Raw genomic sequence first — 6,587 nt, 5'->3', positions numbered from 1 at the left:
GCGGGATCGCCGGCCGCCCCTCCAGCCGCGACCCGCTGGCTGTCGTCGCGGTCGACCCGGGTGAGCCGCTCCAGCCGCTGCTCCCGCCGCAGGGCCGCGCCGCCACTGCGGGGGATGTCGCCCTGCAGCAGCGCTTCGGGCAGTTCGGAGAGGAACACCGAGGGCACCGCCGGTTCACGCATCCCTCCCCAGAGCCGCCGTTCACTGGCGTGGGAAAGGAACAGCCGTTCCTTGGCCCGGGTGATCCCCACGTAACAAAGGCGGCGCTCCTCCTCGAGGGCGGCGGGATCCTCCAGGGAGCGATAGCTGGGAAACAGGCCCTGCTCCAGCCCCACCAGGAAGACCACCGGAAACTCCAGCCCCTTGCTGGCATGCAGGGTCATCAGGGTGACCCGATCGGCCTCGGTGTCCTTGCTGTCGGCATCGCTGGCCAGGGCGGCGGAGGCCAGGAAGCCCTCCAGGGAGCCCTCCTCGTTCTCCTCCTGGTACTGGAGGGCCGCATTCACCAGCTCCTGCAGGTTGCGGCGCCGCTCCTCCGATTCGTCGCTGGCTTCGGCCAGCAGCTCGGCCAGGTAACCGCTCTGCTCCATCACCCGCTGCACCAGCTCGGAGGGGGGAGCGTCCTGAAGACGACGGCTGAGGTCGGAGATCAGCTCCTGGAACTGCAGCACGCCCCGGGCCGAACGACCGGCCAGGGAGCGCACCGCCTCCGGATCGCTCACCACCTCCCAGAGGGGCAGCCCAAGCTGGTTGGCCGCATCAGTGAGCCGCTCAATGGTGGTCTTGCCGATGCCCCGCCGCGGCACGTTCAGCACCCGCAGCAGGCTGACGGTATCGGCCGGGTTGACCAGCAGGCGCAGGTAGGCGAGCACGTCCTTGATCTCGCGGCGGTCGTAGAAGCGCAGGCCCCCCACCACGATGTAGGGAAGGCCCCAGCGCACCAGCGATTCCTCCATGGCACGGGACTGGGCGTTGGTGCGGTAGAGCACGGCCATGTCGCCCCAGCGCAGCTCCGGGTGGGCCGCCTCCAGCATCCGCATCCGGTGCACCACCGCCTCGGCCTCGGCGATCTCGTCGTCGCAACGGGTGAGGCTGATGGGCTCCCCTTCGCCGCGGGTGGGGCGCAGCACCTTGTCGATCCGTTCGCTGTTGTTGGCGATCAGGGCGTTGGCCGCCTCCAGGATCGTGGCCGTGGAGCGGTAGTTCTCCTCCAGCTTCACCATCGTGCCGGTATCGCCGTCGAGGGAGCCGTCGCCGAACTCCCTCTGGAAGCCCATCAGGATCGTGAAGTCGGCGGCCCGGAAGCTATAGATGCTCTGGTCGGCGTCGCCCACCACGAACACCGAGCGGCCCTCCCAGTCGTCGAAGCTCTCGGGCGCCTGGCCGTTGGCCACCAGAAGCTTGATCAGGTCGTACTGGGTGCGGTTGGTGTCCTGGTATTCGTCCACCAGCACATGGCGAAAGCGCCGGTGCCAGTAATGGCGGATCTGCTCGTTCTGCTGCAGCAGCTGCACCGGCATCAACAGCAGGTCGTCGAAATCGAGGGCATTGTTGGCCGCCAGAGCACGGCGGTAGCGGCGGTAGGCCTCGGCCTCGTGCTTGCCGCGCGGGCCGGCATGCTCCTCCTCAAGGCGCTCCGGTAGCCAGCCCTGGTTCTTGGCGCTGCTGATCGCCCAGCGCACCTTCTTGGGCTCGAAGCGCTTGGGATCAAGCTGCATCTCCTGGGTGACGATCTCCTTGACCAGGCTCTGGGCGTCGCTCTCGTCGTAGATGGAGAACTGGCGCGTCCAGGTGAGTCCCTCGGGGTCGCGGAACTTGTCGATGTCGAAGCGGAGCAGCCGGGCGAACAGGGCGTGGAAGGTGCCGATCCAGAGATCCTTGATCACCTCCCGGTAAATGCGGCTGCGCAGCTGCTTTTGCTCACGGGCCGGCAGGGTGCTCCAGGGCTGGCCGAACTGGCTCTGGGCCAGCCGCTGGGCCAGCAGCACCTCAAGGCGCTCCTTCATCTCCCGGGCGGCCTTGTTGGTGAAGGTGACCGCCAGCACCTGGGCCGGATCCACGCCGTGGTGACCGATCAGGTGGGCGATGCGGTGCGTGAGGGCGCGGGTCTTGCCGCTGCCGGCCCCGGCCACCACCAGCAACGGACCGGTGTGGTGATCGACCGCCCGTCGCTGGGCCTCGTTCAGACCGGCCAGAAAACTCACAGGCTCCGGCGCAGAGGTTTCATTTTTGACGTTAGCAGCCCTGTCCCGTTCAACGTGTTGACCGAATCAGATGCAGGAGCATTCCGTAGAACTAACGACCGTCATTGATTCCACAGCGCTTTGTCAAAAGCCATCCAATGAAGGCCAAAACAATCAGCCAAGCGGACTGGACAGTCGCCGTTCAAAAGAGGCCAGATCGTTGAAGGTATCGGAGCGTTGCCGCAGTTGGTCGAAGGTGCCAGAAGCCTTGATACGACCGGCTTCGAATTCAAAGATGCAATCAGAGCGCATCACGGTGGAGAGGCGATGGGCGATCACCACCAAGGTACAGCGGCGTCCAATCACCTCAATGGCATCCATCACCTCGGATTCGGTGCGGTTGTCGAGAGCACTGGTGGCCTCATCCAACACCAGGAACTTGGCATTGCGGTAAAAAGCGCGAGCCAGGGCCAATCGTTGCCGCTGCCCCCCGGACAGCCGGATGCCGTTATCGCCGATCGGAGTGAACAGGCCCAAGGGAAGTTCAGCGACGATATCGGCCAGCTGGGCCGCTTGGAGAGCCTCCCAGACCCGCATCTGATCGACCTCATCCACCTCCTCGGCGAAAGCGATGTTCTCGATGATATTGCCATTCAACAGATTGATCGCCTGGGGCACATAGGCGCAGTTCGCCTGCCAAGCCGGCACGTCGGAATCGACCACTTCGATGCCATCCAGCTTGAGACTGCCGGAGCTGGGCCGCAACAGACAGAGCAGCTGGTTGGCCGTTGTTGTCTTCCCGCTGCCGGTGGCACCGACGAAGGCCACGCGGGACCCCACCGGGATCGACATCGAAATGTCATGGAGGACATTGATATCGGAGCCGGGATAGCGGTAACTGACGCTACTGAGGCGGATCGCTCGCTTCGGCATCACCCCATCCGGGGAGGGGACCCCCTCGGAGCGGATGGTGAGCCGGCTTTCCGGCAACTCAATCAGCTTCAGGGTCTCCTCCAGGTCAGGTAGGCCCGCACGCAGGGAGGTGATGGCCCTGAAGCTATCTTGAAGGGGTGGAGTGAGCTTCAGCGACGTGACGGCAACAGTGGCCAGAAACGGAATAATCTTCAGCAAAGCGCCCGGATCGGGATTGGATAGCAAGGGCAGCATCCCTGCCGCGAAGATCATCGTGATTCCCAGCGGTTCGATCAACGCCCGTGGTGTCTCAGGCAGGACATCCGCCTTCCAGATGAACGGGATGGTTTCGCGGCCCGCCTCCTGGTAGTGACGCTCGAAATAGGGCTCCGAGCCGGTGAGCTGCACATCCAGGATGGTGCGCATCGATTCAGAAAGAATCGTGTTCGTGCGGACCTCCAGAAGGATCCTCTGCCGGGCTGCAAAACGCAGGAAAGGGGTAATGGCGGTGGAGATCAGCAGGTAACCAGCCAGGAGCCCCAAAATCAACACAACGGCCAGCAACTTTCCGACGATCAGCATGCCGGCAGAGAGCAGCGCGATCACGAACACGCCACTGGCCAACTGCAGCAGTGGCAACACGACAATGTCGGCGACACGCGACACATTGATCAGCACCTTCGCGGAAATATCGGACTTCGACTCCCCCAGAAAATAGACGTAGGGCTGGGCGATCAACTTCCTCTGGGCCATGTCGGAAAGATCACGCCAGATCGAAGCCTTAAGGCGCAGCTGGAAGGCCCGCAGCAGAAGCTTCGAGAGCGAGGAAAACCAGGCAGCCGCCACAAAGGCCACCACCAGCACCACCACCTTGACCCTGGGGTCTTCCGGAACCAGACCTTCCCAGGGGATCGAGGGACGATTTTCGCCGCCGACGACCACCGTGAACAGACGGGCCACCAGGGCCACCACCACCAGATCGGCAATCCCGGCAAGAATGGCCAGGGGGATCAGCCGAATCAACGCGCGCTTGCGTCGTGTCGGCAACTGGGCCAGAAGTCGCACCAAACTCCTGAAGGTTTGGCTTTTGCGAAACATCTGGTCAGACTTTTGCCGGAATCGTACCCGTGCCCTCAGAGGGACCGTCCCACCGCCAGCCAGTCAGTTCAGTGATCGCCACATGGTCCAAAACCGTCGCCGCCACTGGTCGATCCGCAGGGCCAGCAGGGGAGACGAACGCAGCGGCGTCGCCCCCTCCAGCAGCAGGTGGCTCCAGTGGGCATCAATGGCCTCGAGGGCCGTGTGCCAGCGTTCCTGAAGCACTGGCTCGCTGCAGGCCTCCAGCAAGCTGGAGAGCCGCGCCGGGGGCGGCAGCCAGGCCTGCGGGTCGGCCACCGCCGCCTGGATCCGCTCCAGATCGTTCTCCAGGGTGCCGCAGCCGATCTGGTGGCCCACCACCCCGGGATCAAGGCTGTCGGCCAGGGCGTGGTTGAGGCTGCTGAACACCACACAGCCGCAGGCCAGGGCCTCCAGCGGTGGCAGACCGAACCCCTCGCTCACCCCCCGGCCGCGCCAGTAGTCGGCGGAGTCGTACAACACCACCGCCGCACTGTTGAACAGATCGACAAGATCGTCCACCCAGCCGCTCTGCACCTCCACCCGCAGCCCCCGGCGGCGCAAGGCCGGCACCAGGTGCTGCAAGACATAGCGACTGCTCTTGCGCTGCTGGACAAGCACATCAATGGGCCGCCCGCAACCGAGGGGTGCCGCCCGGTTGCCCCGCTCCAGCCACTTGGGCTGTAACGCGTTGGGCACCAGAAACAGGGGGTTTCGGGGCGCCCGATCGCCCCAGTAGCCGAGGGTGTTGCGGCTGACGGCCAGCACCGGCACCCCGGGGGGCAGCGAGAACCCGTAGCCGCTGCTGTGGGCGTGATAGGCCACCGGCCGCCCCCGCAAGCGACGCAGCTGGCCGGGCACATCAAAACCCCAGCTGACGATCCAGAGGGTTTTCCCCGGCGTGGACTCCCTGGCCAAGAGGTCGTCAAGAAAGGGGTGGTCGGCCTCCCGTTGCCGGTAGGTGACCACCTCGGTGGGCACCAGTTGGGCCGTCAGGCGAGCCGTCTGCAACTCCACCAGCAACCCGCCGCAACGGAAGCGGCCGGTGGTGCCGGGAAGCAGGAAACGGATCGGGCGCACGCGGATCGGGGTGGCGGCGGCCGCCGAAGGCCTGGAAAACCTAGGCGGGCACGGCCTCAGTGCTGCCGGTGCGGCTGCGGCGGGTGAGGAAGCCGAACAGCACCTTGCCGATCGCGGCCACCAGGTTGCCTTCCAGTTCCTGGAACATCTTCATGTTGCAGTGGAAGGCTTCGTTGGCCTCGGCCACGATCCGGTCGGCCATGGCCTGGTCGATCGGCAGGCTGTCGAGGGTGAGCCGGTAGGTGGCCTTGAAGGCCTTCTCATCGTTGATGGCGTCGAATTCGTAGAAACGCAGGCCATCGTGCTCGCCCAGATTCATCGCCTTCTGGGCGATGTTCTTGAGGATCTGGCCGCCGGAGAGGTCGCCGATGTAGCGGGTGTAGTGGTGGCCGACGAGCAATTCGGGGCATTCCCGAGCCACCTTGTGCAGGCGGGCCACATACTCCTGGGCACCGGGGGTGGCGCGGATCTGCTGCCGCCAGTCGCCACCGAAGTAGAAGGTGAGATCGGCCTCGAGGGACTCGCGGCGGTTGAGCTCGGGTGAGGCGATCGGACCGACGACCGGATGGTCGACCAGCTTGCCGATCTCCTCTTCCATGGCGCTGTAAACGAACCACAGGTCGGCCACCAGGGTGCGGTAGCTGGCCTTGTCGACCACCCCCTTGAGGAAACAGCTCACGAAACCGGTGTTCTCGGCCATCGTGTGGGCTTTCTTCGTTCCCTCACGGAGTTGGGAAGCAAGGGCGACGGGCATGGGATCGGAAGGCTGCGCGGGCAGAGGATCCAAAGTAGGTGGGGCCTTCCGGGCAAGGCGCCAAGGTTGCGAAGGATTACGCGGCCCGCGTCCCTCGGTCCGCCACATCACCGAAGAGATCGAACAGCTCACGGCAGATCTGCTGGAGCGAGGACACCACCTCCACCGAAGGGAGATGGGACCCCGAAGGCTGCCAGTCTCCGACCGTGGCCAGGCGCCAACGCTCCGATTCATAGGTGAGGCCCCGGATCAGCACGCCCAGCAGCCGTGGCCGTTCGCCTGATCCGGCTGGAGCCCGCTCCAGCCGCAGCTGCACGAGCAGGGAGCGGCACTGCAGCCGGGGACTCCAGCCGGGGAAGTGGAGCGAGAGATCCAGGGTTTCCCGCTCATCGAAGGCACGGGTGAGGGGATCGTCGCGCCAGGGGGTGAGATTGGCTCGGGCGGCGGGGAAATGCAGTCGGAAATGACCCACCACCGCGGCGATGGCGGCAGCCAGTTCCACCGATCGGGCCTGGTCGGCCGCATTCATGCCGTTTCCCCTG

The 6,587-nt window shown here is 65.1% G+C and carries 5 protein-coding genes; all 5 read right to left on the bottom strand.

Annotation, left to right across the window (positions count from 1 at the left end; all coding sequences use genetic code 11):
• The coding region (locus VB739_RS05840; RefSeq protein WP_323356165.1) for an ATP-dependent helicase at positions 1-2,204 on the bottom strand (2,204 nt) is incomplete at its 3' end.
• 153 nt (positions 2,205-2,357) lie between these two features.
• Positions 2,358-4,193, bottom strand: a complete 1,836-nt coding sequence (locus VB739_RS05835) for an ABC transporter ATP-binding protein (protein ID WP_323356164.1) — start codon at positions 4,191-4,193, stop codon at positions 2,358-2,360.
• Positions 4,194-4,256: 63 nt separating this feature from the next.
• The gene (locus tag VB739_RS05830) at positions 4,257-5,291 is read right to left on the bottom strand and encodes a glycosyltransferase (RefSeq protein ID WP_323356163.1); all 1,035 of its coding nucleotides are present in this window, start codon (positions 5,289-5,291) and stop codon (positions 4,257-4,259) included.
• Positions 5,292-5,331: 40 nt separating this feature from the next.
• Positions 5,332-6,045, bottom strand: a complete 714-nt coding sequence (locus tag VB739_RS05825) for a heme oxygenase (biliverdin-producing) (RefSeq protein ID WP_323356162.1) — start codon at positions 6,043-6,045, stop codon at positions 5,332-5,334.
• A gap of 76 nt (positions 6,046-6,121) precedes the next feature.
• On the bottom strand, positions 6,122-6,574 hold the full coding sequence (locus VB739_RS05820; RefSeq protein WP_216907469.1) for a hypothetical protein: 453 nt from the start codon (positions 6,572-6,574) through the stop codon (positions 6,122-6,124).
• Between the last annotated feature and the right edge of the window lie 13 nt (positions 6,575-6,587).

Origin of the sequence: Cyanobium gracile UHCC 0281 (genome assembly GCF_034931305.1) — a bacterium.
Lineage (GTDB): Bacteria > Cyanobacteriota > Cyanobacteriia > PCC-6307 > Cyanobiaceae > Cyanobium > Cyanobium gracile_A.
This window is presented reverse-complemented; position numbering and strand designations above follow the sequence as displayed.